The organism is Mycobacterium sp. 852002-50816_SCH5313054-b, assembly GCF_001667185.1.
GTDB lineage: Bacteria > Actinomycetota > Actinomycetes > Mycobacteriales > Mycobacteriaceae > Mycobacterium.
Map to the genome: position 1 here is coordinate 1 of NZ_LZIC01000094.1, position 25,578 is coordinate 25,578.

At 68.7% G+C, this 25,578-nt stretch carries 24 protein-coding genes and 1 pseudogene; 14 read left to right on the plus strand and 11 right to left on the minus strand.

The features are described from left to right. Window positions 1–198 precede the first annotated feature (198 nt). Complete coding sequence (locus A5787_RS28640) at window positions 199–2,115, plus strand: serine/threonine-protein kinase (RefSeq protein WP_066969539.1); 1,917 nt, start codon at window positions 199–201, stop codon at window positions 2,113–2,115. Window positions 2,116–2,250: 135 nt separating this feature from the next. After that, complete coding sequence (locus A5787_RS18385) at window positions 2,251–2,610, plus strand: hypothetical protein (RefSeq protein ID WP_066969541.1); 360 nt, start codon at window positions 2,251–2,253, stop codon at window positions 2,608–2,610. A 51-nt stretch (window positions 2,611–2,661) separates the two neighbouring features. Here the strand turns inward: A5787_RS18385 and A5787_RS18390 are convergent, their stop codons facing one another. Together A5787_RS18390 and A5787_RS18395 are read right to left on the minus strand one after the other, a co-directional pair. Further along, the gene (locus A5787_RS18390; protein ID WP_066969543.1) at window positions 2,662–4,491 is read right to left on the minus strand and encodes a serine/threonine protein kinase PknE; all 1,830 of its coding nucleotides are present in this window, start codon (window positions 4,489–4,491) and stop codon (window positions 2,662–2,664) included. Between the two features lie 162 nt (window positions 4,492–4,653). Then, window positions 4,654–4,953: a hypothetical protein gene (locus A5787_RS18395; protein WP_369829139.1), complete on the minus strand. Its 300-nt coding sequence runs from the start codon at window positions 4,951–4,953 to the stop codon at window positions 4,654–4,656. A gap of 280 nt (window positions 4,954–5,233) precedes the next feature. On the opposite strand from A5787_RS18395, the gene A5787_RS18400 reads away from it, so the two are divergent. Further along, window positions 5,234–5,719: an SRPBCC family protein gene (locus A5787_RS18400; RefSeq protein ID WP_066969547.1), complete on the plus strand. Its 486-nt coding sequence runs from the start codon at window positions 5,234–5,236 to the stop codon at window positions 5,717–5,719. 4 nt (window positions 5,720–5,723) lie between these two features. Here the strand turns inward: A5787_RS18400 and A5787_RS18405 are convergent, their stop codons facing one another. From A5787_RS18405 to A5787_RS18435, 6 genes and pseudogenes are all read right to left on the minus strand, one after another. Next, the gene (locus A5787_RS18405) at window positions 5,724–6,440 is read right to left on the minus strand and encodes a pyrimidine reductase family protein (RefSeq protein ID WP_066969549.1); all 717 of its coding nucleotides are present in this window, start codon (window positions 6,438–6,440) and stop codon (window positions 5,724–5,726) included. A gap of 1 nt (window position 6,441) precedes the next feature. Beyond that, on the minus strand, window positions 6,442–6,882 hold the full coding sequence (locus A5787_RS18410; protein WP_369829140.1) for a flavin reductase family protein: 441 nt from the start codon (window positions 6,880–6,882) through the stop codon (window positions 6,442–6,444). Window positions 6,883–6,986: 104 nt separating this feature from the next. Continuing rightward, window positions 6,987–7,403, minus strand: coding sequence for an ArsI/CadI family heavy metal resistance metalloenzyme (locus A5787_RS18415; RefSeq protein ID WP_066969553.1), 417 nt, complete (start codon window positions 7,401–7,403; stop codon window positions 6,987–6,989). 22 nt (window positions 7,404–7,425) lie between these two features. Beyond that, window positions 7,426–8,917 (minus strand): annotated as a pseudogene (arsB, locus tag A5787_RS18425) (ACR3 family arsenite efflux transporter). Beyond that, entirely contained in the window at window positions 8,914–9,252 is a 339-nt protein-coding gene (locus tag A5787_RS18430) for a helix-turn-helix transcriptional regulator (RefSeq protein ID WP_066969559.1), read from the minus strand. The pseudogene arsB and the gene A5787_RS18430 overlap by 4 nt, the downstream one beginning before the upstream one ends. Before the next feature lie 48 nt (window positions 9,253–9,300). Continuing rightward, window positions 9,301–10,557 carry an APC family permease gene (locus tag A5787_RS18435; RefSeq protein WP_197507251.1) on the minus strand — a complete coding sequence of 419 codons (1,257 nt, stop codon included), beginning with the start codon at window positions 10,555–10,557 and terminating at the stop codon, window positions 9,301–9,303. Between the two features lie 42 nt (window positions 10,558–10,599). On the opposite strand from A5787_RS18435, the gene A5787_RS18440 reads away from it, so the two are divergent. The 5 genes from A5787_RS18440 to A5787_RS18460 all read left to right on the plus strand — a co-directional run bounded on the left by A5787_RS18440 (window position 10,600) and on the right by A5787_RS18460 (window position 17,493). Then, window positions 10,600–11,340, plus strand: coding sequence for an ArsR family transcriptional regulator (locus tag A5787_RS18440; RefSeq protein WP_231994041.1), 741 nt, complete (start codon window positions 10,600–10,602; stop codon window positions 11,338–11,340). 2 nt (window positions 11,341–11,342) lie between these two features. Beyond that, window positions 11,343–12,827 carry a multicopper oxidase family protein gene (locus A5787_RS18445; RefSeq protein ID WP_231994043.1) on the plus strand — a complete coding sequence of 495 codons (1,485 nt, stop codon included), beginning with the start codon at window positions 11,343–11,345 and terminating at the stop codon, window positions 12,825–12,827. Between the two features lie 24 nt (window positions 12,828–12,851). Next, the gene (locus tag A5787_RS28645; protein ID WP_066969564.1) at window positions 12,852–14,690 is read left to right on the plus strand and encodes a serine/threonine-protein kinase; all 1,839 of its coding nucleotides are present in this window, start codon (window positions 12,852–12,854) and stop codon (window positions 14,688–14,690) included. 90 nt (window positions 14,691–14,780) lie between these two features. Further along, window positions 14,781–16,688, plus strand: coding sequence for a serine/threonine-protein kinase (locus A5787_RS28650; protein WP_082977309.1), 1,908 nt, complete (start codon window positions 14,781–14,783; stop codon window positions 16,686–16,688). Window positions 16,689–16,755: 67 nt separating this feature from the next. Then, window positions 16,756–17,493 carry a DUF4190 domain-containing protein gene (locus tag A5787_RS18460; RefSeq protein ID WP_066969568.1) on the plus strand — a complete coding sequence of 246 codons (738 nt, stop codon included), beginning with the start codon at window positions 16,756–16,758 and terminating at the stop codon, window positions 17,491–17,493. Between the two features lie 17 nt (window positions 17,494–17,510). Here the strand turns inward: A5787_RS18460 and A5787_RS18465 are convergent, their stop codons facing one another. Then, on the minus strand, window positions 17,511–18,635 hold the full coding sequence (locus A5787_RS18465) for an FAD-dependent oxidoreductase (RefSeq protein WP_066969570.1): 1,125 nt from the start codon (window positions 18,633–18,635) through the stop codon (window positions 17,511–17,513). Between the two features lie 176 nt (window positions 18,636–18,811). Here A5787_RS18465 and A5787_RS18470 point away from each other — a divergent pair, with 176 nt between their 5' ends. From A5787_RS18470 to A5787_RS18485, 4 genes are all read left to right on the plus strand, one after another. Beyond that, the gene (locus A5787_RS18470) at window positions 18,812–19,267 is read left to right on the plus strand and encodes a DUF1003 domain-containing protein (protein WP_082977307.1); all 456 of its coding nucleotides are present in this window, start codon (window positions 18,812–18,814) and stop codon (window positions 19,265–19,267) included. 48 nt (window positions 19,268–19,315) lie between these two features. Continuing rightward, window positions 19,316–20,170: a hypothetical protein gene (locus A5787_RS18475; RefSeq protein WP_231994045.1), complete on the plus strand. Its 855-nt coding sequence runs from the start codon at window positions 19,316–19,318 to the stop codon at window positions 20,168–20,170. Further along, window positions 20,167–21,057 carry an alpha/beta hydrolase fold domain-containing protein gene (locus tag A5787_RS18480; RefSeq protein WP_231994047.1) on the plus strand — a complete coding sequence of 297 codons (891 nt, stop codon included), beginning with the start codon at window positions 20,167–20,169 and terminating at the stop codon, window positions 21,055–21,057. The genes A5787_RS18475 and A5787_RS18480 overlap by 4 nt, the downstream gene beginning before the upstream one ends. Window positions 21,058–21,346: 289 nt before the next feature. Beyond that, complete coding sequence (locus A5787_RS18485) at window positions 21,347–21,730, plus strand: NINE protein (protein ID WP_082977308.1); 384 nt, start codon at window positions 21,347–21,349, stop codon at window positions 21,728–21,730. A 29-nt stretch (window positions 21,731–21,759) separates the two neighbouring features. On the opposite strand, the gene A5787_RS18490 is transcribed toward A5787_RS18485, so the two are convergent. After that, the gene (locus tag A5787_RS18490) at window positions 21,760–22,932 is read right to left on the minus strand and encodes a glycoside hydrolase family 3 N-terminal domain-containing protein (RefSeq protein WP_066969587.1); all 1,173 of its coding nucleotides are present in this window, start codon (window positions 22,930–22,932) and stop codon (window positions 21,760–21,762) included. Window positions 22,933–23,153: 221 nt separating this feature from the next. Here A5787_RS18490 and A5787_RS18495 point away from each other — a divergent pair, with 221 nt between their 5' ends. Both A5787_RS18495 and A5787_RS18500 read left to right on the plus strand, forming a co-directional pair. Next, a complete protein-coding gene (locus A5787_RS18495; RefSeq protein ID WP_066969572.1) occupies window positions 23,154–23,774 on the plus strand; it encodes a DUF2510 domain-containing protein in 621 nt (206 codons plus the stop codon). A gap of 149 nt (window positions 23,775–23,923) precedes the next feature. Then, on the plus strand, window positions 23,924–24,535 hold the full coding sequence (locus A5787_RS18500) for a PadR family transcriptional regulator (RefSeq protein WP_082977310.1): 612 nt from the start codon (window positions 23,924–23,926) through the stop codon (window positions 24,533–24,535). On the opposite strand, the gene A5787_RS18505 is transcribed toward A5787_RS18500, so the two are convergent. Next, a partial coding sequence (locus A5787_RS18505; RefSeq protein WP_156764012.1) for an FAD-binding protein occupies window positions 24,532–25,578 on the minus strand: 1,047 nt, incomplete at its 5' end. The genes A5787_RS18500 and A5787_RS18505 overlap by 4 nt on opposite strands.

The window sequence follows — 25,578 nt, forward strand, 5'->3', positions numbered from 1 at the left end:
GGGGCCGCGGATCACCGCCGCATCTGCGGCCGACCCCCACGCCCGGCGATCCGCGGAAACAACGCAAGAATTCCGCAAGGACTTCACCAAGATCTGGCAAGTTCGCTGCCGCAACCTTTCTGCTGACGGGCGATCGCCCTTTGGCCGGAAGGATCGGAAGTGCCTAAAACCCCCGAAGACAGGACTTACGATCTGGCCATGTCGCTTGAGGTCGGCCAGGTGTTCGCCGGATACACGATCCGTCGGCTGCTGGGCTCGGGCGGGATGGGCCAGGTGTACCTGGCGGCGCACCCACGGCTGCCGCGCGAGGACGCGCTGAAGGTACTGCCGCCGGACCTGACCGCCGACGCGGAATTCCGGGCCCGTTTCGGACGCGAGGCCGACCTGGCGGCGGGTTTGTCACATCCGCACATCGTGCGTGTCCACGACCGCGGCGAGGAAGACGGCCACTTCTGGATCTCGATGGCCTACGTGCCCGGCACCGACGCGGGCCGGCTGCTGCTCGAAAACAGCCCCGGCGGAATGCCGCTCGACGAAGTGGTGTCCATCATCACCGCGGTCGCGTCGGCGCTGGACTACGCGCACCATCGCGGGCTGCTGCATCGTGACGTCAAGCCCGCCAACATCTTGTTGACCGATCCCGACGGCCAGGAGCGGCGGGTGTTTCTGGCCGACTTCGGCATCGCCCGGCGCATCGACGATGCCACCGGGCTGACAGAGACCAACATGACGGTGGGCACGGCCGCCTACGCAGCGCCCGAGCAGCTGAAGGGCGAGCCGATCGACGGGCGTGCCGATCAGTATGCCTTGGCGTGCACGGCCTTTCACCTGCTGACCGGCGCGGCGCCCTTCGTCGATTCCAATCCCGCGGTGGTGATCAGCCAGCATGTCAACGCCGCGCCGCCCTCCATCGGTGCGCAGCGGCCGGAACTGGCCGCGCTGGACACGGCGTTCGCCACCGCGATGGCCAAGGAGCCTTCGCAACGTTTCGGCAGCTGCGGGGCGTTCGCGGCCCACCTCGGTCAGCAGGCCGGCCCGGGCTACGCATACGCCGGCCAGATTCCGCCCCGGCCCGACAACGAGATCACCCAGCCCTCCTTCGGCGTTGCCGCACCCACCACGCCGCTGCGGCCGAAGAAACGGTTGAGTCGGCGCCCCGCCGTCCTGATCCCCGCCCTGGCGGGCGTCGCGCTGCTGATCGCGAGTGGCGTCTGGGCAGGGGACCGGCTCACCCAGTCCCACCAGCCATCGCCCGCCGCTGCACCCACGGCCGCCCCGCCGCCCACGGCCCCGCCGCCCAATTCGGGTCCCTTCACGGGCGTCTACCGGGCCGACTTCGCCCGGATCACCAGCATCGAGGGCATGCCGCCGCCGGGCGCCGCGCCGACGACCGAGACGTGGGGCGTGAGTTCCGCGTGCCGCCCCACGGGGTGCGTGGCGACCGCGACACGCCTGACCGGCGAGACCATGCAGGTGCCGACGATGGTGCTCGACCAGGTCAACGGAAGCTGGCGGGCCGTGAGCGCCGGCTCCAGCACCTGCGGTAAGGCCGATGGTGAAATCTGGGAGACGTTCACGCTGCAACCGCGCCCCGACGGCACGCTCGCCGGCGAGGCCACCGAGATGATGGCCAAGGGGTGCGCCAACAAACGGAGCGTCACCTTCACCCGCACCGGGGACGTCGACGTCAAGAGCGTGGCCGACCCGAACGCCCTGCCACCACGGACGGTGTCGCCCGCCGAGGGGGTACACGGCCACTACCAGGAGACGGGCGCTCAGCCGAACGGTTACCGGGAACAGAACGACTTCGTGGTCCGTACCGACTGCCTGCGCACCGGCGACCGGTGCATGAGCTTCTTCCACAAACCACCGCTGTCGGCCATGGCGCTGGTATTCGATGGTGGCGCTTGGACTTACGACCGCGAGTTCGACATGCCCTGCTCGCGGGGCGGCGCCATGGAGCACACCAGGATCGTCGCGCACTTCCCGATGCCGCGGCCGCCGCAGGACCCGATCCCGCTGATCAGCGGGCACGGCCACGAGGAGGTAACGGGGCCGCCGTCGGCCTGCAAGAGCACCGACGTCGACGTCAAATTCGCGCGCACCGGCGACTAGGCCCGCGAGCGTAACGCCACCGCGAAAACCGGCGCCACTTTTCGCGGTGCGGTTACGCTCGTGAGCCCTAGATGCGCACATTGTAGGGCCAATGGTCCCTACCCCCATGGGGTATTTTGTGCGATCCTTCGAGCCATGACGGAAACACCCGAACCCACGATCGAACCGACCACCGTGACCGAGCCACCCCGGTACGGCAATCGATACGGCGCATCGAGCCGGTTAGGCCAAGCCGCGGCGTGGGTGGTCATCGTTGCCGGGACGCTCTTCGTCGTCTCGGTGATCCTGTTCTGGGGGATGTTGTTGGGCTGGTCCTCGGGCAGCCACTACGGCTGGTACCGCGGGTATTACGGCGGCCACTCCGGTAGCTGCCCGATGATGGGACCCGGCGGCATGGGCGGCATGATGGGTCCGGGCGGCATGATGGGACCGGGCGGCATGATGCCGCCGCCCCAAACGCCCTCGGCGCCGATGCCTCCCACGCCGCACCCATAGCAGCGCGCGGCCGGGACCGAATCACCCACTGCAGCAACGCAGGTCGGTCGCCTATCCGATCAGTTTGGTGAGCCAGGTCGGATCCTGATAATTCACCGACCTGGTGCCGTCCCACACGAACGGCGTGCCGGTGGCGCTGAACCCGCTCAACGTCGCGTCCCCGGCCGCGGCCTTGGCTTTGGCGGTGGCGACATCGTCACCGGCTTTGATGCAGTCGATCACGCCGGCGTCGACGCCGACGGTCTTGGCCAACTGGGCCAGCTCGCCGTCGGTGCGATCCTCGGGCGCGTTCTCCGCGGGCTGGAAAGTGCTGGCGAACAGGCCGGAGTAGAAGTCGCTATAGAGCTTCGGATCATCCTGCGCCGCAACGCAATACGTGGCCGCCACCGCACGAGTCGAGTAGTTCTTGCTGTGCGACTTGTCGTCGAGGAAGTTGAGCAGGTGATAGCGCACCGCGAGCTTCTTGTTGTTCACCGCGCTGTCGATGTCACCCGCGTTCGACCGGATGAAGCTGCCGCACGGCGGGCAGATGGGTTCGTTGAAGACGTCGATCGTCGTCGGTGCCGCCGCGCTGCCGATGGACACACCGTCGTCGAGCACTTTCAGCTCGACCGCGTCGGGCGGGGGAGGTGCCGACGTCGGGGTGGACGTGGGCCGGGACGATGACGATTGCCACGGATGGGCGGCAACGACGGCCAATACGCCCACGACGGCCACCACGACGGTCACGGCGGCGCCCACCCACAGCCACGGCTTGCGTCCGCCCTGGGGCGGCGGCCCCCACATCGGTGCGCCGGTGCTGCCCATGTCGCCCGTGCCCCAGGCCGGCGTTCCGGGCCAACCCGTCGGCTGCGGCACCGGTGCACCGCCGATGACCGGCGACCCGGTTGCCGGGGTCGCGGGCCACACCGGGCCCTGGGGCGGTGCGTGGTTGGCCATGGCGTGCGGCACCGACGCGTAGCCGCTGGGCTGCTGGCCGGCGAACGCCGCGGGCAGCTTGGCCACCTGGCTGCGCTCCAGGATGTCGGTGGCCCGATCCTGATCGGGTGTGGCCAGCGCGGCGTAGGCGGCCGCCGACAGGTCACCGCAGGTCGCGTAGCGCGCCGCGGGGTCCTTGGCCATGCCGCGGCCGATCACGGCGTCGAAGGCCACCGGGATGCTCGGCCGCGCGGCACTGGGCCGCGGGATCGCCTGGTTGAGGTGTGCCCCCATCACGCCGATGGTGTCGCCCGTGTACGGCGGGGTCCCCGTCAGGCACTCATAGAGCACGCAGGTCAAGGCGTAGATGTCGGCGCGATAGGTCACTTCGCCGTCGCTGAACCGCTCCGGGGCCATGTATTTCACGGTGCCCACCGTGGTGCCGAACGTCGTCAGCTTCTCGTCCGACGTGGCGCTCGCGATGCCGAAGTCGACGAGATAGGCGAAATCGTCGGCGCTGACGAGGATGTTCTCCGGTTTCACGTCGCGATGCATCACCCCGGCCGCGTGCGCGGCGTCGAGCGCCGAGCCGATCTGGCGGACGATCGCCACCGCGCGTGGCGGCGCCAGCGGGCCGAACCGGCCGAGCGTGGTGGCCAGGTTCTTGCCGTCGATCAGGCGCATGTCCACGTACAGCTGGCCGTCGATCTCGCCGAAGTCGTGAATCGGCACGACGTGGGGTTCCTGCAGCCGCCCCGCGGTGCGGGCCTCGCGCTGCATGCGCGAGCGGAAGACCGGATCGCTGGAAAGTGTCGGCGACATCAGCTTGAGCGCCACGATGCGTTCCCGCACCGTGTCCTCGGCCTCGTAGACGTCGCCCATGCCGCCGCGGCCCACCAGCCGCCGCAGCCGGTACGGCCCGAACTGCGAACCCTCCCGCGAATCCGCGGTCGTGTCACCCATCGCCGACTCCTCACCCGGGGCCGCAATCACCTGGAACCGTGACCTGCCAGGCATAAGGCTAATGGTTTCGGCAGCGTCCGGGCACGGTGAATAACGAGAAAGCCAGCTCATCGCGACTTTGCTGGCCGTGGCGCGTGCGGGCCGGACGGCGTGGGCAGCGGCTCAGCGGCATTCCTCGTCGCCGGCTTTGCGTTCGCTGAGACCCTCGCGGGACAGCGCTCGCACGAAGCCGTAAGCCTGCATCCCCGCGGGGCCGGGATTCTTGACGATCCAGTCGTTGATCCTTCCCAGGGCGGTGGCCAAGTCGTCGCGCCGGACCCGGATCAGGTACGTCTTTCGATCGTCGTGCGGATCGTCGAGGGATTCGGCGACGGCGACGGGGTTGCGGAACGCGTAGGCGATGCCGTGTACCGAGTCGTGGTTGAGCGCCCAGTGCAGTTCGCCGGGGCGCAATCGGTTCACCGCCAGGTTGCGGAATTCGTCCTCGCCGTTTGAATCGCTCACGTGGCCCGTGGTCCTCCGCTCCGGTGCCCGCGAGTGGTTGGACGACGATGGACTGAAGGTAGTGTCGCGCAGGCAAATCGATGAAAATATCCCAAGCCTTCATCATAGGAACCCGAGTGACTCGCTGCATGCCGAGCGGCCGTCCAGCAATCGCCGCGGCGCTGCCCTCAACCGCACCGGGCGACGTAGAGTTACCCGCGACGCAATTTTTGGCTATCTCCGCCGGCTGCGAGGACTCATGACCGAACGTATCGAGGCCAGTCGCACGATCCCTGCCGCCGCGGCCGACATCTTCGCGGTGCTGTGCGACCCGCAGGGCCACGTCGCGATCGATTCCTCGGGGATGCTCCAGGACGCCGACGGCGACTCGGTGACGGGCGCCGGGGACAGCTTCGTGGTGCACATGGACCGCGAGGCGCTCAACGACTTCCCGCAGTTCGGCAAATACGACGTCACCGTCAGCATCGAAGACTTCGAGCAGGATCGGCTGATCTCGTGGACGGTGCTCGGCCAGATCCGCCCGCAGATCGGCCATGTCTACGGTTACCGGCTCGAGCCGGCCGAGGACGACGCGTCCACGGTGGTCACCTCGTTCTACGACTGGTCGCACATCGACGCGAAGTGGCGGGACGCCGGGATCTTCCCGGTCCTGTCCGAAGGCGCGTTGCGGGCGACGCTGGGCATTCTCGACCGGACGGTGCGCCGGGGCTATCCCCGCGGCTGATCCGTCAGCGGCGGTATTTCAGAAACAAATAGTCGTCGCAGACCAGCGCGTGCTCGAGCCGCATCGCCACCGGCACCGACAGCTGTGCCGGCCGCCGCGGGCCCAGGGGCTGGCCGCCGGCGAGCTTGGGCGCCAGCGTTACGCAGATTTCGGTGATGGCGTCGGCGTCCACCAGCTCGTCGAGCAGGGTGGGTCCGCCCTCGCACAGGATGCGGCCCATGCCGTGCTCGCGCAGCAGTTCGACGGCGCGACCGACGTCGACGGAGTCGTCGCCGGCCACCATCGCCGGCGGCCGTGGGGCGTTGCCGACGTGGTGCCGGGCGGGGGACCGTGCGCAGGTCAACAGGATCGGCGGCTGGTCGGGGTCGCTGAACAGCCTGGCCGGCAGTTCACCGGACCGGCTGACCACGGCGATCGGGGGCGGCGCCGTCCGCCCTTCGGCGTGCCGGTCTTGCCGTTGCGCATCGGTGAGCCGCACCGGGCCGTAGTTTTCGGCACGCGCGGTACCGGCGCCGACCAGGACCACGTCGGCGAAGCCGCGCAGGATCCGCAGCAGGTGCTGATCGGTGGGACACGACAGCGGTCCCGCGCGGCCACCGAAAGCGGCGGCGCCGTCGGCGCTGAAGATCATGTTGGCGCGCACCCCGTCCGGGGGATCGGCATAGAACGACGCCAATTCGGTGATGTCGCCGACGGCGCCCACCCGAGCAGACTCGGTCACGTCAGGCCTCGTGGCCCGGTTCCAGGTGGCGCACGTCGCCGAATGTCACCCATTCCTCGAGTTCTTGCGGCGGGCGGCCGTCCACCGGCTCCAGCAGATGCCCGACGTGGTCACCAAGGGAGAACCGATCCAGGATCTTGCCGGCGAACCAGGCGGCCGCGTCGTCGAGAATGGGCAGCTGCGCCGGGCCGCGGTGCCACGAGCACCGCTCGAACTTGTTGACCGTGTCGCCGGTCTGACTGCCGAAGAATTCGGCGACGTCGATGTGCTGGCGATCGAACACGTGCACAGCCAGGTGGCTGGCGTCGGCGGCCACCCGGAACGTGTGGTTCTTCTTCGAAAGGCCGACCAAAAAACGCGGCGGGTTGATGCTGGTTTGGCTGGCGAAACCGACCAGACAGCCGGCGTCGACGCCGCCGGCGTGCGTGGTCACCACGAACATCGGATAGTTCAGCAGCGCCACCAGCTTTTCGAATGCTTCGGTTCCGGGCTCGGGCACCCACCCAGTCTTCCCGTTCGGGTCGCCCGGGAATCGCCGCGGGGCAGCTACGCCTGGCAGCACGCCTCTTCGGCGTCGTCGGGGGCGGGCCCGAAGGTGTCGGAGTCGGCCAGGACGGTGTAGACCTCCCAGCGTTCACCGCCCGGTCCGGTGACCCACACTTTGTCCTGGGCGGCGAAGCAGCAGGTGGTGTTCATCTCTTCCTCGGTGAAGAGCCCTGCTTCCCCGAGACGGCCGATTTCGGCGTGCACCGAATCGGTGGAGGACACTTCGACGCCGAGGTGGTTGAGGGTGCCGCCATGGCCCGGGTTCTCGAACAGCACCAGCTTGAGCGGAGGTTCGGCGACGGCGAAGTTGGCGTAGCCGGGTTTGACCTTGGCGGGTTCGGTGTCGAACAGCTTGGAGTAGAACGCGATCGCGTCGTCGAGGTCGTCGACGTTGAGGGCTAGCTGCACGCGGGACATGTTGATTCCTTTCTCCGGGTGGTCATGAGCGGGTGGACGTGGGCAGCAGCTCGGTGACCAAAGCCCGGACCCGCGCTGCGATGTCGTCGCGGATGGTGCGCACGGTGGCCAGCGGTTGGCCCGCGGGGTCGGGCAGTTTCCAGTCGCGGTAGGACACCCCGGGGAAATAGGGGCAGGCGTCACCGCAGCCCATGGTGATCACGACGTCGCTGCTGCGCGTCGCGTCCGCCGTGAGGATCGTCGGGGCGGCGGCCGCGATGTCGATGCCGATCTCGGCCATCGCCGCGATCGCAACGGGGTTGACCCCGTCGGCGGGTTCGGTTCCCGCGGAGCGGATCTCGATGCGCTCTCCCGCGAGGTGGCGCAGGAAGCCGGCCGCCATTTGCGAGCGCCCGGCGTTGTGGACGCAGACGAACAGGACGCTGGGTTTATCGGTCATCGGATAGGGCTCCTCGGAACAACCGGGATCGCAGCGCGAGGGATACGTAGACCAGTCCGACGAGGACGGGCACTTCGATCAACGGCCCGACGACCCCGGCCAGGGCCTGCCCCGACGTGGGGCCATAGGTCGCGATCGCCACCGCGATGGCCAGTTCGAAATTGTTACCGGCGGCGGTGAACGCCAGGGTGGCGGTGCGCGCATAGCCGAGCCGCAGCAGCAATCCCAGGGCATAACCGCCGGCCCACATGATCGCGAAGTAGGCCAGCAGCGGGATCGCGATGCGGGCGACATCCCATGGCCGCGAGGTGATTTGGTGGCCCTGCAGGGCGAACAGGATGACGATGGTGAACAGCAATCCATACAGGGCCCACGGCCCGATGCGGGGCAGGAAGCGACTTTCGTACCAGTCACGTCCCCTCGACCGTTCACCGAGCCGGCGCGACAGGTATCCGGCCAGGAGCGGTACGCCGAGGAAGACGAGCACGGATTGCGCGATCTGCCAAGGGGAAACGGCGATACCGGTCTGAGGCAAACCCAGCCAGCCGGGCAGCACCGACAGGTAGAACCAGCCGAGCGCGGCGAACATGACGACCTGAAACAACGAGTTCAACGCGACCAGCACGGCCGCGGCTTCGCGGTCCCCGCACGCCAGGTCGTTCCAGATGATGACCATCGCTATGCAGCGCGCCAGCCCGACGATGATCAGCCCCGTGCGGTACTCCGGTAGGTCCGCCAGCAGCAGCCACGCCAGGGCGAACATCACCGCGGGCCCAATCAGCCAGTTGAGCGCCAACGAGGTCACCAGCAGGCGGCGGTCGCCGGTGACCTCGTCGAGTCGGTCGTAACGCACTTTGGCCAACACCGGATACATCATGACCAGCAGGCCGATCGCGATGGGCAGCGAAATGCCTTGCACGGCAACCGCACTCACCGCCGAGCCCAGGCCAGGGATGAGCCGGCCCAGCAGCAGGCCGGCGGCCATCGCCGCCGCGATCCACACCGGCAGGAACCGATCCAGCGTGGACAGGCGGGTGGCGACCGCGTCGGGCACCGACGTCGGGGTTGCGGTCACGAGTGGTCGCCCACCCGCAGGACCTGCGAAAGCTGCTGCAACGCAGCGGGAATCACCCAGTAGTAGACCCAGGTGCCGCGCCGCTCGCAGTCCAGTAGGCCGGCCGAGCGAAGCAACTTGAGGTGATGAGAAATCGTCGGCTGCGAGACGTCGAACGTCGCCGATATTTCGCAGACACAGGCCTCGCCGCCCGGGTGGCTGGCGATCAGGCTGAGCAGACGCAGGCGCACCGGGTCGGCCAACGCCTTGAACATCGCCGCCAGGTCGACGGCCTGCGCCTCGTCCATGGCCTCGGCGCCGAGCGTCGGGCAACACGCCGTCGTCTGATTCGACATTCTTCTATATAAGCATTCATCGAATCAGGTGGCAAGCCCCACGTCGGGTCAGGCTGGATCGGTGGGGCGTGCCGCGCGCCGCAGCGCGTACGCGGCGACGCCGATGCCCAGCACGGTCGCGCCCACCAGCACCGAAGACAGCGGCATCGCGAAGGCCAGGACCACGCACCCGACCAACCCGATCACCGGGATCGCGCGGGGCGGGCGTTCCTCGTCGGTCCGCAGGGTGAACGCGGAGGCGTTGGCGACGGCGTAGTAGATCAGCACGGCAAAGGAGGAAAAGCCGATCGCGCCCCGCAGGTCGACGATGGCGGCCGACACCGCCACAATGGCTCCGATCAGGAGCTCGGCGCGGTGGGGCACCTGAAACCTCGGGTGCACGGCGGTGAGCGCGTGCGGGAGGTGGTGGTCGCGCGCCATGGCCAGCGTGGTGCGGGAGACCCCGAGGATCAATGCGAGCAGCGAGCCCACCGCGGCCACCGTCGCACCCACCTGGACCACGGGTGCCAGCCAGCCGATTCCCGCCACCCGCACCGCATCCGACAGCGGCGCCGAGGAATCCGCCAGCCGGCGCGGTCCCAACACGGCGAGTGCGGCAACGGCCACCAACGCGTAGACGGCCAGGGCGATGCCCAGCGCCAGGGGGATCGCCCGCGGGATGGTGCGCGCCGGGTCGCGGACCTCCTCGCCCAATGTGGCGATCCGCGCATAGCCGGCGAACGCGAAGAACAACAGCCCCGCCGCCTGGATCACGCCGCCCACGGTGACACCCGCCAGGCGCAGGTGATCGGCGCCGACGCTGCGGGAGGTGAACGCGGCCACGACCACCGCGGCCAGCACGGCCAGCACCAGCGCGACGATGATGCGGGTCAGCCAGGCCGACTTCTGCACCCCGGCGTAGTTCACCGCCGTCAGCGCAACCACCGCGGCGACGGCCACCGCGTGCGCGTGTGCGGGCCAGGCGTAGGAGCCGACGGTCAACGCCATCGCCGCGCAGGAGGCGGTCTTTCCGACGACAAAGCCCCAACCCGCCAGATACCCCCACAACTCGCCGAGCCGCTCGCGGCCATACACATAGGTCCCGCCGGAGGCCGGGTACAGGGCGGCCAGCCGGGCCGACGAGGTGGCGTTGCAGTAGGCCACCACCGCCGCCACCGCCAGGCCCACCAGCAGCCCCGAGCCGGCGGCCCGCGCGGCGGGGCCGAGCGCGGCGAAAATCCCGGCGCCGATCATCGAGCCCAGCCCGATCATCACCGCATCGAACACCCCCAGGCTTCGTCGAAGCTCGGGATTGGTCGCGTTCACGGGCGCTAACCTATCAAACTAGTTTGATGTATTGTCCGAAAGGTGGCGGCGACCGATCGGGCGGTGGTTCCCCAGCTGATGCAGATGGCTTCGCATCCGGTGCGCTGGGCGCTGCTGACCGAACTCGCCGCAGGCGACCACCGGGTGCGGGAACTGGCCGCGGCCGTCGACGAACCGCAAAACCTCGTCTCATACCACCTGAGGCTCTTGCGTGCGGCCGCCCTCATCGACGCGCGGCGAAGCAACTTCGACGGCCGCGACACCTATTACCGGCTGAACCTGACCAGGTGTGCGGGGGCGTTCGCCGACGCGGCGGCCGCGCTTCATCCGTCGCTCGCGGCGACCCCCACCGCGCCGCCGGCCGGGTCGGTGCTGTTCTTGTGCACCGGCAACAGCGCGCGCTCGCCGATGGCCGAGGCGCTGCTGCGGCACAAGGGCGGGACGCGCATCCGTGCCGCGAGCGCCGGCAGCCATCCCAAGGCTCAGCTGCACCCCAACGCGGTTCGGGTCATGCGCGACACGTACGGTATCGACCTTCGCGACAGCCGGCCGCGGCCCCTGGCGGCGGTTGCCCGACGACGTTTCGACTACGTGATCACGTTGTGCGACAAGGTCCGCGAATACGCCCACGAGCACGGCGTGGCCACGGCGATGCACTGGAGCCTGCCCGACCCGTCGGCCGCCGGGGGCGAGCGGGAGAGCTACCCCGAATTCCGCCGCGTGGCAAGCGAACTCGATAGCCGTATCGAGTTCCTGTTGCCCGTGTTGGCCCGGGAGCGGTGAGCATGGGGGTCGATCGACGCCGGTTCCTGAAAGGCGGTGGGCTGGCGCTGATCGCCGCGAGCGGCGGCGCGGGCCTCGCAACGGCCGCGTGTTCGCGGACGGCGCCGCAATCCCCGCCCAACGGCACGCCGGATTACACTCTGCGGATCGGTACCGGGGCGGTGGAATTGGCACCGGATCACCTCGCGTCGACCCTGACCTACAACGGCCAATTCCCCGGTCCGCTGCTGCGCTTCAAGGAGGGCCGGCGGACGTGGGTGGACATCTTCAACGACACCGATTCCCCCGAGCAGCTGCACTGGCACGGCCAGCACGTGGGCGTCGACGTCGACGGCTCCGCCGAGGAGGGCACGCCGTATGTCCCCCCGCACGGCATGCGTCGCATTTCCTTCGTCCCCGGTCCGGCGGGCTTCCGGTTCTATCACACCCACGTCGTCCCGCGCTCGGATCTGTCCCGCGGCCAATACAGCGGCCTGGTCGGCCCGGTCTACATCGAACCCCGGCAGAACGCCGGTTCCTACGACCAAGAGATCTTCTTGACGCTCAAGGAATTCGACCCCACGTTCAGCCGGGGCGGCGACATGGCCAGCGACTTCCTCGCCGGCGAGCAGGACCACGATCTGCGGGACAAGGGCGAGTCGGCGATGAAGGCCTCGCTGGACCGCGGCGATCCGCATGGCTACGAGGTCAGCTACGGGGCGTTCGCGATCAACGGGCGCATGCTCGGCCACGGCGACCCCATCCGCGTGCGGACCGGGCAGCGGGTGTTGCTGCACGTCCTCAACGGCAGCGCCACCGAAACCCGCAGCCTCGCGTTGCCCGGGCATACCTTCACCGTGACGGCGCTGGACGGAAACCCGGTGCCGAATCCGGCGCCCGTGCCGGTCCTGTGGCTCGGTGCGGCCGAACGCATTTCGGCGGTGGTCACCATGAACAACCCGGGGGTGTGGGTGCTGGGCGACCTGTCCGACGACGACCGCGGCCACGGGATGGGCGTCGTGGTGGAATACGCGGGTCGCGGCGGAGATCCGCAGTGGACGCCGGCGCCGCCGTTCACATGGGACTACCGGCTGTTCGCACCGCCCAACCCCGCGCCGCCCCCGGCGCCCGACCGCACCATCGAGATGCTGATCGAAAAGCGCAACGCCGCCGACGGCGGGTTCAACCTCTGGACGTTCAACGGGACGCCCTTTTCGATGGACGCCAACCGGCCCGTGCTCGACGTGCAACGCGACAAGCGCTATCGGTTGCGGTTCCGCAACGCCACCGACGACCTGCACCCGATGCATCTGCACCGGCACACCTTCGAAATCACCCGCGTCGCGGGCACACCGACCGCCGGCGTGCGCAAGGACGTCGCGATGCTGGGCGGCTACCAGAGCATGGAGATCGATTTCGTCGCCGATCAACCCGGCCTGTCGCTGCTGCACTGCCATCAGCAGATCCATATGGACTACGGGCTCATGCTGCTGCTCAACTGCGGCTGACCCGCGAGACTCTACGATTTGCCCATGTCGCTTGACGCCGGTCAGGTGTTTGCCGGGTACACGATCCTGCGGGTGCTGGGTTCGGGCGGCATGGGCCGGGTCTATCTGGCCGCGCACCCGCGGCTGCCGCGCGAGGACGCGCTGAAGGTGTTGCCGGCCGAGGTGACGGCCGATCCGCAGTACCGGGAACGGTTCGAGCGCGAGGCGGAGCTGGCCGCGGGCCTGTCGCATCCCCACATCGTGGGTGTCCACGACCGCGGTGAATTCGAGGGCCAGTTCTGGATCTCGATGGAATACGTGCCCGGCACCGACGTGGCCCGGCTGCTGCGCGAGCGGTTCCCGGGCGGCATGCCCGTCGACGCGGCGATGGCGATCATCGCCGCGGTCGCCGCGGCGCTGGACTACGCGCATCGTCGCGGCCTGCTGCACCGCGACGTCAAGCCCGCCAACATTCTGGTCACCGATTCCGACGAACACGGGCGCCGGATTTACTTGGCGGACTTCGGCATCGCGCGGCGCGTCGATGATGCGGCGGGGCTGACGTCGACCAAGATGGCCGTGGGCACGGCGGCCTACGCGGCGCCGGAGCAGCTGATGGCCGGGCCGGTCGACGGCCGCGCGGATCAATATGCCTTGGCGTGCACCGCGTTTCACCTGCTGGCCGGCGTCCCGCCGTACCGGGGTCCCAACCTCGCGGTCGTGATCGGCCAGCAGGTCAGCGCCCCGCCACCCTCGATCGGTGCGCACCGGCCGGGGCTGGCGGGGCTGGACCCGGTGTATGCCACCGCGATGGCCAAGGAGCCGTCCGGGCGGTTCGGCAGCTGCGGGGAGTTCGCCGAGCAATTGCGTCGGCACGCGGGCGCGGCCGGCTCGCCCTCCGATCCGGCGTTCGACGCGACCGCGCTTGGGGTGCCGCCGGCGTCGCCGCCGAAGCGCAGACTGGGCCGGCGCCCGGCCGTGGTGCTCGCCATGGTGGCGGGCGTCTTGGTGCTGGTCGCGGGTGGGGTGGTTGCGGGTCTGAAGCTCACCGGGCAGCGCCACCCGGCGCCGGCGTCGGGCCCCTACACGGGCACCTACCGGACCGACTTCGGACCGACCGCCGCCCTCGACGACGTTCCGGATTCCGCTGCGCCGCCGGCGCTGACGAGCACGTACGGGATCCGTTCGGTGTGCCGCGCGCAAGGTTGCGTGATGACGGCGCAACGCCTGGGCGGCGCATCCGTGGGGGCCCCGACGCTGGTGTTCGACCAGGTCGGCGAGAGCTGGGTGGCGGTGTCGCTCGGGTCCGACACGTGCCGCGATGCCCCCGCGGAGTTCTGGCAGGTGTTCACGGTGCGACCCGGTCCCGGCGGGAGTCTCTCCGGGGACTACACCGGGACCGCCGCCAACGCCTGCGCGAACACGCGGACGGTGACCTTCACCCGCGTCGGGGACGTCGACATCAAGGGCATCCCCGATCCGGCCGGCATCCCCCCGCGGGTCGTATCGCCGGCCGAGGCGCTGCGCGGCCGCTACCACGTGACGTGGACCCTGACGAGCGGCGACCCGCTGCGGCAGTTCGACACCGCTGTCACCACCCATTGCCTGCGCGCCGGTGACCGATGCATGAGCTACTTTCACGAACCATCCAACGACCTGCCGCTGGTATTCGTCGACGGCCGGTGGACCTGGAATGTCGACGCCACCAGCGCGTGTCCGCGGTCGGGGGACACGACGCACCTGACGTCCAGCGGCGACTATCCGCTGCCACAACCGCCGACGGACCCCATCGCGAAGCTCAGCGGGCGCGGTCACCAGGCACAGAGCGCGCCGTGCCCACTCAACGCGGACTTCGACGAAACGTTCACGCGCACCGGCGATTAGCGCGGCCCAAGGGGGTTCGCCCGCCCGGCGAGCAACCGCGGCTGGGCGAATTGCACCTGGCGCTGCGGCTTGAGCATTTACGATCTGCCCATGTCGCTCGAAGTCGGCCAGGTGTTTGCCGGGTACACGATCCGTCGGCTGCTGGGTTCGGGCGGGATGGGTCAGGTGTTTCTGGCGGCGCACCCGCGGCTGCCGCGCGAGGATGCGCTGAAGGTCCTCGCCGCGGACTCGACCGGTGATCCGGAGTTTCGGGCCCGTTTCGGACGCGAGGCCGACCTGGCGGCGGGTTTGTCACATCCGCACATCGTGGCGATCCATGACCGCGGCGAGGAAGACGGCCGGCTTTGGATCTCAATGGATTACGTGGCCGGCACGGACGCGGGCCGGCTGCTGCTGGAAAACAGTCCCGGCGGAATGCCGCTCGAATTGGTGGTCGCCATCGCGACCGCGGTCGGCTCGGCGCTGGACTACGCGCATCAACGTGGGCTGCTGCATCGTGACGTCAAGCCCGCCAACATCTTGTTGACCGATCCCGACGGGCAGCAGCGGCGGGTGTTTCTGGCCGACTTCGGCGTCGCGCGGCGCGTCGACGATGCCACCGGTCTGACGGCGACCAACATGACGGTGGGCACGGCGGCCTACGCGGCGCCCGAGCAGCTGAAGGGCGAGCCGATCGACGGGCGTGCCGATCAGTATGCCTTGGCGTGCACGGCTTTTCACCTGCTGACCGGCGCGGCGCCCTTCGTCGATTCCAATCCCGCCGTGGTGATCAGCCAACACATCGGCGCCCCGCCGCCCTCGATCGCGGCGCATCGTCCGGAGCTCGCCGCGCTGGATCCGGTGTTCGCCACCGCGATGGCCAAGAGGCCGGCCGAACGATTTGCCAGCTGCCGCGAATTCGCCGACCAGCTGGCCCGCGCTCTGGGTGCGGACCCCTCGGGGCCCGGCGCCGTTCCGTTCCCCGACACCCAACCCGCGATCGACGCCACCATCCCCGCCGTGCGACCCCCCGATGGCAAGCGGCCCGGGAGCCGTCCCCGCGCGCTGATCGGCGCCCTGGCCGGCGTCGGGCTGCTCGTCGTGGCGGGTGGTGTCTTCGCCGGTGTGAAACTCCTGCACCACCACGACCCCGGTCGCGCCGCGGCGCCCACCGGCGCCCCGCCAACGAAGAGCCCGCCGCCCAACACGGGCCCATTCACCGGTGTCTACCAGGCGCATTTCGGGCAGGGAGGCACCCTCGACGATGTCACGGCCGCGGCGGCCAAGCCGACGACGGACACCTACGCGGTGCGCTCGGCCTGCGGCTCGACGGGCTGCCGGGCGACCGCGTCGCGCCTCGGTGGGGAGCTGCGGCTCGCCTCGAGCTCGGTGTTCGACGAGGTGGACGGGCGCTGGGTGGCCGTGAACCTCGGTTCTGACAAATGCCGGGACGCCCCGGCCGAAGTCTGGCAGGTCTTGACGCTGCAGCCGCAGCCCGACGGGACCCTCACCGGTGAATACCGCGGGGCCTCCGAAAACGCCTGCAACGAAAAGCGGACGGTGACCTTCACCCGAACCGGGGACGTCGACATCAACACCCTGCCCGACCCGAGCACGCTACCGCCGCGGGTCGGGTCGCCGGCCGAAGCGCTACACGGCCACTACCACGTCACCCGAAAATTCAAGAAGGCCATCCCGTCACAGCAGGGGGATCAGGCTGTCGTCACCGACTGCCTGCGGGGCGGGGACCGGTGCATGAGTTATCTCCACTCCAAGGCGATCGACACGCCGCTGGTCTTTGCCGGCGGAGCGTGGAGCCTGCACGTCGAGCACGACGACAACGACCCCGGTTGTGGCGGCCTGGTCTACGCGAAAGCCACCGGGCAGTATCCGCTGCCGCAACCGCCGCAGGATCCGATCACGCTGCTCACCGGGCACAATCACCTGGACGAGTCTGGCGGACCCAACTGCCAATGGAGCCTCGATTACGACGAAACACTCACGCGCACCGGCGATTAGGGCTCCCCACCGCGCGACGGTCGCAGACAACACAAGCGGGAAGACTTGTCGGGCCTTACAGTGAGGCATGTCGCATCCGCTGGACCCCGGCGCGCCGCCCCCGCACCTTGGGGGATATCCGCCGCCGCATCCGGGCCCGCACCCCGTCGGTCCTTACCCCGCGCCGTACCCGCCCAGCGCTTATCCGCAGCCGTACCCGCCGGGTCGGTACCCGCCGCCGGGATACGCCTACCAGCCGCCGTACCGCCAGACGACCAGCGGATTCGCCATCGCGTCGCTGGTCTGCGGGATGGTGGGTGGAATCCTGCTGAGTGTCATCTTCGGCATCATCGCGCTGGGAAAAACGAAACCCGGTGGGCAGCGCGGCCGGGGGATGGCCATCGGCGGACTCGCGCTGTCCGCCGGCTGGGCGGTGGTGATCGCCGTCGCGATCGCTTTCGTGGCCCTGTCGCCGACGCACCCGGTGAACGCCCAAGACATCAAGGTCGGGGACTGCTTCGCCGAGCTGCCCACCGGAAACCGGATCTCCTCGGTGAACACCGTCAACTGTGACCGGCCCCATGTTGCGGAGGTGGCCGGCGTCGTGACCATCCCCGACGGACCGTTTCCCGGAGACTACGGATTCAGCGCCTACGGCAAGCAATGCAAGGAGTCGCTGGCGTCGTACTCGGCCACGTCGCTGCTGGATCCGGACATCGACTTGGCGGTCATGAAGCCGACGCAGGATTCGTGGCAGCACGGCGACCGCGCGATGGTGTGCGTTGCGACGTTCACGAACAAGCGCACCGGGTCGATCAAGAGCTGAGCCCTCGCCGGTGGCCACTATCGAAGTGGCTGATTTTCGCGCACTCCCCGATACATGCCCCATCGGACGACCCATGGCATCACCACCCGCTCGACCGACCATGACGGGAAGCGGAACGAACGACCGGTGGGGAAGAAGACCTCGAGCCCGTTGGGCTGGATGCCCAGCAACGAACCCCATCGCCGTCCGGGGGTTCGGAAAGTCCGCAGGTCCCGACCCGCGAACTCGGCGCGAATGTTGTTAGCTACCAACGCATCCCCGCGATTGCGTGCGGAGCTGCGCAGCGGGTCGGTGGCAGCGACGTCACCGACGGCGAAGACGCCCTGGTGACCGGGCACCCGCAGCTCCGGGGTCACGCGCACGAAACCGCGTTCGTCGAGCAGTTCGGGCGGCAGCCAATCGGTGTTGGGTCGCGCTCGACCGATGGCCCAGAGCACCGCGTCGGCGGAACTCGGCGGTTGCGCGGTGCTCCACTCGACGGGTTCGCCGGTGATCGCGTCGCCCGAGAAGCCCTGGGGAACCCGGGCGCGGTGCCCCGGGTGCAGGCCCACCCCGAGGTCGGTCAATCGATTGCGGATGCGCTGCCAGGTTGCCGGGTGATACTCGCCCAAGGCGCGCTCTCCGGGGAAGTACAGGTCGATCCGCTTGCCCGGCCAGGTCGTGGCCAGGTTGACGGCGCTGCTGACGGCGGCTGCGCCGCCCCCGATGATCAGCACCGAATCCGCGGCGGACAGCCGGTCGTGGGCGGCGCGCAGCCCGGCGCCGATCTCGCCGGCCGACTGCAGCGTCGGCCGGCGCCAGAATCCGTTGCTGACGCCGGTCGAGATGACCAGCGCGTCGTACTCCTCGGCGAGGGGTGTGCCGTCCGCGCGGCGGCCCAGGACGGTGCGGGCCGCCAGATCCAGGCCCGTCAACGAGGCCTGCTCGGTCCGCGCCCCATCCAGGCGGCGGAACCTGTCGAACGGAATCCAGTAGTCGCGGGCCCAGTCCTCCGGGCGGGACAGCCGGATGCCGAGTTCTTGACCGCTCACCAGCGCGGGTTTGCTGGAAATGCCGACGACGTCGGCGTGCCGGGCCAGCCGAATCGCGGTCAGGACACCGACGTCGCCGAGTCCCGCGATGACGACGCGCTTGCGGTTCATCTCACAGGCCCTTCGCCGCGGACGGCAAACTGTAACACGTTCTACCGGCGGGGCCTTGGGCATGGCTCACTCGCAAGCCGCATCAGTAGCATTAGCCAGCGGCACCTCCGCCCGTCGAAAACGTGTCAGCTGACGAAGACCGGCATACCGGAACGGCACCGAAAGGAACGGCTCACATGACGACACAGGCCGACGGCCATCGCCACACCCCGCAACTCATTCCGCGCCGGCTGCTGCGGGGCGGCCAGGTCCACCACCCGGCGGTCGTCGGCGAGGCCAGGAGGCGGAGCGCGAGCTTCCAGCTGCGCTTGGCCGACCGGATCACCGCGTTTGCCGGGTCGATGAACTTCGTGTGGTTGCACGCGGCCCTGTTCGGCGTGTGGATGGTGTTCCTGGAAAGGAACCCGTGGCCCACCCTGACGCTCGCGGTGTCGCTGGAGGCGATCTTTCTGTCCACCTTCGTGATGATCGGTCAGAACCGACAGGCCGCGTTCCAGCAGGCTAGGGCCGACCATGACTTCCAGACCCAGGAAATGGAGCTCAAGACCGATCTCGAGCTGACCCGCCAGATTCACGTCCTCACCGAGGAGCTGCACAAACGCATCATCGGGAAACCGGGCTCGCAAGGATAACCAAAGGCGTTGCGGGGCAGGCATTAACCGAGTCTGGCGGGGGAGCAGATGGCGGCACTGGCGGCGACAATGCGTCCGCGGGTGGACGCCGCGCTGCGGGCCGCCGTGCGGGCGTCGGCTCCCCGCCCCACCGCCGCCCGGCGGGCCGCCAAGGATTTGCAGCAAGGCCTGTGGACGGCCGTCGGGGCCGAGGTCCGCTGGGCGTTCACGCCGCCACGCACCTGGCTGATGGGAGTGCTGGCCAACGTCGTCTTCGCCGCGACGTGGTTGTTGGTGCAGCCGCTGACGACGGGCCGCCACCACTCGGATTGGGTGATCCTGGTCGGCACCTACTTCTCCTCGTGGGTCCTCGCCGATGTGACCACCACCAACCTGCTCGGCGCCGACCATTACCGCGTGCGACAGGCGTTGGCCGACGGGGTTCCGTTCTGGCGGATCATGCTGATCAAGAACCTGGCCCTGCTGGCGATCGTCGGCGTGCCGACCTTGGTGGCGGCGATGGCCCTCACGCTGTGGTTGGAGACGCCGGGGCGCCTCGGGGTGACCATCCCCACCGTCGCGGTCCCCATCGTGTCCTGGCTGGGTGTCGGTAACCTCATCTCGGTGTTGCACCCGGTGAGTGTCGAGCCGCTGATTCGGCGGTGGCGCCAGCGTGGCGATCGTCTCCGCACCGGCGGCTGGGTGCTGGCCCTGTCGCTGCCGTACGCGCTGTATTACGTCGCCGACCCGATGAACGGGGTCGAGCACCGGGTGCTGTGGACACAAGTGCCCAAACTGATCTGGCCGGTGTTGGGACGGGACACGAAAAGCTTCGTGCACCTGGCCATCGCCACCGGGGTCTATTTCGCGGCAACACTCGCCGCCCTGCTGTGGGTGCGCAAGCGGGGGTTGCAGATCAGGTGACGCTGAGCTGGCGAAGTCGGGCGCTGCCCACCGTCCTCCGCCGCACCCGCGGGCGGCCATACCGATCCGCGGACAGCGCCCGCGAGCACATCGAGCAGCGGGCGTCGCTTCCGCAGGCGTTCGGGCCGCCACCGCGGTTGCGGTCCGACGTCGACGTGCACATGGAGATTCGGTCGGACTGGCCGATTTTCACCCTGACATCGAAGGACGGCGCGACGGCTCGCGGCACCGTCTGCTACCTCCACGGCGGTGCCTGGGTCAACGAAATCGCCTCGCAGCATTGGCGATTGGCGGCACAGATCGCCGCGGAGGCCGGGGTGCACGTGGTCGTGCCAATCTACCCGCTGGTGCCGTTCGCCACCGCGGCCGAGGTCATGCCCATGGTCGCCGAGCTGGTGGCCGAAAAGGCGGCGGACGATCACAGCGTGTGTTTGGCCGGGGACTCCGCCGGGGGGCAGATGGCGTTGTCGGCCGCGCTGATGCTGCGCGACGAGCGCCGCCTGGTGTTGCCGCGGACCGTGTTGATCTCGCCGGTGCTGGACGTGTCCCTGGCCAACCCGTTGATCAGCGGCGTCGACGATCCGTGGCTGACCCGCGCGGGCCTGCTGGAATTCGCGGGGCGCTGGCGCGGCGACCTGCCGGCAACCGACCCGATGGTGAGCCCGTTGAACGGCGACCTGACGGGCCTGGGGCCCTTGACCGTCCTCAGCGGTACCCGCGACATCCTCAACCCCGACGCGCGGCTACTCGCCGAGAAGGCCGAGGCGGCGGGCGTCGACATCGAATACCACGAACGACACGGCCTGGTCCACGTCTACCCGCTCACGCCCACGCCGGAAGGTCGCGCCGCCCGGGCCGTCATCGTCGAACGCTTACGCGAGAACTGAAAATCTCGTTGCCCATTGCAGGACAAATCCGGGCCGCCGATGCAATGATTGGCGTCGACATTGATCGAAGGAGATCAATGACCCAGCGAGAAATGGCGACAATGAACCATGCCGACGATCACGGCTTCCCGAGGTCGAAGTGTATTCGGCTGAGCCGCAGTGGCATTCGGGATACCCGCCGGTCCCGCACCCGCCAAGAATCCTCCAAGGTGTCTACACCAACCTTGCCACGACCGACCGCGACGAGCGGTAAACAGCACCGATCACCTTCAAACGAGAGGGGAACACAATGACCGAACAACCAGCCGCGGGGTGGTACCCGGACCCCAGCGGCGGGCCCGGCCAGATGTACTGGGATGGCGTGCAGTGGCGTGCCGATGCCCCCGCCTCGGCCGGGGGCGTCGCTCCGTACGCGGGCGACGCACCATATGGCGTCGACGCCTATGGTCGTCCGCTGTCGGACAAGAGCAAGGTGGTCGCCGGGCTGCTGCAGATTTTTCTCTCCACTTTCGCGGTGGGTCGCTTCTATCTTGGCTATACGAACATCGCGATCGCCCAAATCGCGGTGAGCGTTCTTACTTGCGGAATCGGTGCCCTCTGGCCACTGATCGACGGAATCATGATCATCATGGGCAAGGTTCCCGACGCACAAGGTCGCACGCTGCGCGATTGACGCGGTTGGCTACCCCCAGGACTTAAAGGTCAACGCCCGCAAGGCGAATTGAAAGCTTTGGCCGCCGCCATCCGGCGCACCGACGCTTCGATGTTGGACATGCTCAACTCCCCGGCGTTCACTGCCGATACCAACCGGTCGAGTACCGCCGGGACGGCGGTGGTGCTCACCCACAGCGCGCTGTCGTTTCCGGCCTGCAGGCCCTTGAGCACCGCCTCAGCGATCCCGTAGCGATCAGTGATCGCGCGCATACTCGACAGGTCGTCGGTGAACACCGGCCCGTCGAATGGCGGCCCCCCGTAGCCTTTCCCGTTGCGCAACAACGAGATCGCGGCCGCGCTGAGGCTGGCGGGATCATTACCGGTCAGGCCGGGAACCTGCATGTGGCCGACCATCACACCCACCGGCGCCTGGGCCACCAGCGTGCGATAGGGCACCAGGTCGACATCCCGCATCTCGTCCAGCGACGGGGTGACCACTCCGGTCGCATGGGAGTCGCCCGAGGCATGGCCGTGCCCGGGAAAGTGCTTGAGCACCGGCAGCACGCCGGCGTCGCGCAGGCCGCGCGCGTAGGCGCCCGCGTACTTTGTCACCACCGCGGGGTCGTCGCTGAACGACCTGTCTCCGATCACCGTGTGGTCGGGCGCATCGGTGACGTCGACGACCGGGGCGAAATCGATGGTGATGCCGAGCCGGCGCATCTTGCGGCCGCGATCCAGCGCCAATTGGTAGGCCTGATCGGCCGACTCACTGTGGGCCAGAGCGCGGGCCGACGGCGCCTGCCCGAGCAACGACGGCGCGGACAACCGCTCGACGCGCCCGCCCTCCTCGTCGACACTGACCGCCAGCCGCAGGGGGCCCGCCGAGCCGGCGATCTCGGCGAGTGAGCCGTCGGTCAGCATCGACAGGTTGGTCCAGCTGGCGATGAAGATGCCGCCGACGTGTTGATCGGCGACGACCGCGCGCGCGTCGGCCGCGTCGGTTACGCCGACCATCAGCAGTTGCGCGAGCTTGTCGCGGTTCGACATCGACGCCAGCAAGCGCGTGGTGTCGCAACCCGGCGGCAGAGCGACCGGGGCCGCGGCCGTGCCCGGCGCCGAAGTCGGCGAGGATGCGGCGCGGTGTGTCCGCCCGACCTGGAGGCCGACGATCACGCCACCGGCCACCACGGCGACGGCGACGAGGCAGGCGGCGACGACCATGGCGCGGCGGGAGGGTCGGCGTGACCGAGCCCGCGCGGGAGTCTCGTGGCGCTGCGCGTCATCGATTGCCGCGTCGGCGAAATCGGAGCGATCGTCCGTTCCTTCGGCGGGATCGGTTGGCCGATCACGTGTCATCCAGGTCGCCCATCAGTCCTATTCGTGCGTTGCAGCGCTATTCTCGCTCGCACGGGTGCAGCTCAGTCAACCGGGAGGATCGGCCCATGACGACACCCAACCAGCCCGGCTGGTATGACGACCCCCAGGATCCGAACGCCCAACGGTACTGGGACGGCCGGGGCTGGACGCCGCACCGCCAGCAGTGGCCCGCCACCGGCCCGGAAAGCCCCGGCGTCAGCGGGCAAATGGCGGCTGCCGGACCCCCGGCGCCTGAGGGCTCCGCCACAAAGATGTCGGTCAGTGTCTGGATTGTGTTCGCGGGCCTCGCCGTCACAGCTATTTCGACATTCCTGCCCTTTGCGACCGAGAGCGCCAGATTGTTTGGCGAAACGCTGGGCGCGCGCGAGGTTCCCGCCAACGGCGCGACGAAGTTGGTCGTTATCGCATTGGTCGCCATAGGCGTCGGGTTGGCGCTTCCCGTTCTGCCGGAATCCCCAGTGGTGGTAGGACGACTGATCGGGCTCAGCGTCGTGGTCGGCCTTCTGGCAGGCCTGACGATCGTCTGGTTCAACAGTGTCGCCGCGGAGAACGACAAGGGCTTGGGCGTCGTGGAAGTCAAGCCGGCGTTCGGGTTGATGGTGTACGGGGCGGCGGTCATCGTCACCGCCGTGGGTGTCGTGCGGCTCTGGATCGAACGAGCAAAGACGCAGAAACGCCCGTCGTAGGGCCGCACCCCTCGCGAAATTCCGCGTCCCGGTCAACGGTCCACAACAAGGGATCCGGTGGTCCGTGTTGTTAGTCTGGCGGAGTGGATCAGAACAGCGAAAACCCCGCCAAGGCGGCCCTTGCGGCCACCAGCTGGGCCCTGCTGGGCATGATGTCCTACGAAGAGGAAGTCTCCGGTTACGACCTCAAAAAGTGGATCGACTGGGGCGTCGACCTCTACTACTGGAGCCCGTCATACAGCCAGATCTATACCGAACTGAAGAAGCTCGAGGGACTGGGGCTGGTGACGTCGCGCGTCGAGCGCGGCGAGGGCACCCGGAGCCGTCGGCTCTATAAGATCACCCGGGCCGGGATGGACGCCGTCACCGAGTGGACCAACCATGCGCCCGTGGATGCGCCGGTACTCAAACACGCTGTGCTGCTGCGGGTTACGTTCGGTCACTTGAGCAATCCGAGCAGGCTCAAGGAAGTGCTGCAGGAACATGTGGCGTACTCGGAAGCCCGCCACCGCAAAGCGGTCGAGGATGCCGAAGGCGCCGAGGCCGAACCGGCCTGGGCGTACTCGGCGCTCGCCCTGCGCTGGGCGGCCAAGTACTACGCCGCCGAGCGCGAGTTCGCCCTCGAACTCATCAAGGAAATCGACGAGGCCGACGTCATCCTGCAGAAGGCGCCCAGGGGCGGCTACGGCAAGCCACGCACTACGCCGGGTTATTGGCGCGAGGTCGAAAAGCAGGTTCAGGCCAAGCGCAACGCGGACTAATCGGCCGCGGTCCGAGCAGCGATGTAGCCGTACACGAGTCCCTGTGCGATCGTCGCGCCCGCGCCCGGATAGGTTGTGCCGAACGCGTTCGCGGCGGTATTGCCGATGGCGTACAGGCCGGCGATCGCTTCGCCATCTTCGCGTAACACACGTGCCGCTGCGTCGGTCTTGAGCCCGCCGCAGGTGCCAAGATCGCTGAGCACCATCTTCACTGCGTAGAACGGGCCTCTCAACAACGGGCGCAGGTTGGGATTCGGCCTGACCGTCGGGTCGCCGTAGTACCGGTCGTAGGCGCTGCGGCCCCGGCCGAAGTCGGGATCCTCACCCGCGGATGCGTTTTGGTTGAACTTGGTCATGGTGTCGACGAACTCCGACACCGGGACCCCCATCCGGGAGCCCAGCTCGCCTAGGTTGTCGGCGCGCACCGCAATGCCGGCGTCGTACCAGGCAAGCGGGACCCGCATTCGCGGAAACAGTTCGGCGCCAAAGACATAGCTGTTGCGGTATCCCTGGTCGAACACGATCCACATCGCTTCGACTGGGCTGCCTGAGCGCTCCAGCGCGAGCAGCCGCTGGCCGAACGACATGTAGTCCGCCGACTCGTTGGCGAACCGGCGGCCGTGCTGGTCCACGATCAGACTGCCGGGCAGCGACCGTTCGGCCAACATAACCGCCGGCGCCTTGCCGGGCAGCGGCGCGATGGCGGGAAACCACCACGCCTGATCCATCAAATCGATGTCGGCGCCGACTTCTTGCCCCGCACGGATCCCATCGCCAGTGTTGGATTCGGCGCCCAGGCTCAGGTTGGGGCCCAGCGACTCCGACTGGAATTTCCAGCGCATGTCCATGCTGTGGTCGAACCCGCCGGTGGCCAGCACCACGCCGCGGCGGGCGGTGATCGTCACCTGGCGTCCGCCATGGTCCACCACCGCCCCGGTTACGCGACCACCCTCGGCCGGGCTGTTCAGGAGACGCAGCAGCGCGGTGTCGGTCCACACCGGGATCCCGGCGCGCAGCACCCCCGCGAACAACCCGGTCCTCGC